Annotated in this window: 1 protein-coding gene; it reads right to left on the bottom strand. The window is 35.9% G+C overall.

Going from position 1 to position 1,556, the window contains the following annotated elements:
- The coding region (locus V7M80_RS13140; protein ID WP_333696819.1) for a PKD domain-containing protein at window positions 1-1,451 on the bottom strand (1,451 nt) is incomplete at its 3' end.
- Window positions 1,452-1,556: the final 105 nt, after the last annotated feature.

Below are 1,556 nucleotides of genomic sequence, written 5' to 3'. Positions count from 1 at the left end.
GAACAAGTCGTGGTGTTAAATTCAGCCGTTTCGTAACAAGCCAATCCTGTAGGCTCAGCCGGTTGTGTTCCGCTAATATCCCAAGAACAAGTCGTGGTATTAAATTCAGCCGATTCGTAACAAGCCAATCCTGTAGGCTCAGCAGGTTGTGTTCCGGTATTTTCCCATTCACAATTTAATTCATTATAAATGTAATTATCCCAACAATTTACGGCAAGGGGTTGTTCCGGGATAAAAGACTCTAAAACAACACTAGCTGTAGCTACACAGCCCGCAGCATCAGTAACGGTAACCGTATAAGTACCGGGACTCAAATTTGTTGCCGTAGCTGTAGTTTGTATCGGTACAGTATTCCAAGAATAGGTAATTCCTGAAGAACCAAAACATTGGGTTAGTGCGGTATTTGGAGTAATTGAAACTGTTACAGATCCTGTATTATAATTTCCGGCATTACATGTAGCCGGTTCTAAAACACGAGCATTTAAAGCTAATGTACAAGTAGCTTCCGGACAAGTAAATGTCAAAGCGTTGATGTTTGTACAACCTCCGGTTTGATTGTTAAACGTTACGTTCGAAGAAAAATTTGAAGAAAAACTTCCTCCAATAGTACCTCCATTTTGGCAAAAATTCAAAATTTTGGCTCCCCATGATTTATTATTTGAAACATTACCATCTGTAATTCGTAAAGCTGTAATATCGGGAATTGTTGTGCTTCCGGAACCAAAAACACCAAGAGAACCGGATGTGTTTTCAACAGAACCTGATCCAACTAACAGTAAACTACAACGTTCTTTAAAAGTAATCTTATATTCATTCTTAAAATTTCCACTACCATGAAGTCCTATAGTTATATTGGTCGAATCATAGGAATCATTTGCCCCTTTATTGTAAAAATTTTCACCTACTTTTAAACAACTTCCTACCAATTCTCTTATACCCCTATTAGAATCACTTGTATCCTCCCAATTTTGAGCTACTTCAACAACCGAATTATAAATATAAATTTTTCCGTTTTTATTGATAAAATTTCCCGATTTATTACTGCCTGATAGGGAACCATAGCCACCACTAAAAATGGGTAAATACATTTTTGCGTTACACATATTCCATGTCGCATTATCAAAAACAAAAACCGATCGATTTTCTCCATTTCCGGATAAAGCAGTACGAAAAGTTCCATTAACAATATTTACTGTACCATAAACTTTAAGGTCATTACTATTATTGTAAGTAACCGTATGATTAATGGTAACTGTTGCGGATACTGGAATATCAGAGCCCGGTACTAATCCACCAGCCCATGTAGAAGCTTGAGTCCAGTTTCCATTCTGGATAGTGCGATAATTAGTCTGACTTGTACCAAATTGGTAAACTAGTAAGATAGTAAGTAGTAATACTTTATTAATATAAGTTTTAAAACTACTTGTTTTACAATTAGTATAGCTTTTCATTTTTATGAGTTTAATTTAAAAGAATTTTACAAAAGTGTGTTTTCCCCTCTACCGTTTGAACCTGTACCAAAACCAACTGACTTTGTACGTTGTTTAAAGGCAACT

It is taken from the genome of Flavobacterium sp., from assembly GCF_036759525.1.
GTDB lineage: Bacteria > Bacteroidota > Bacteroidia > Flavobacteriales > Flavobacteriaceae > Flavobacterium.
Note: the sequence above shows the minus strand (reverse complement) of the source record. Positions and strands in the feature narration are given on the sequence as shown.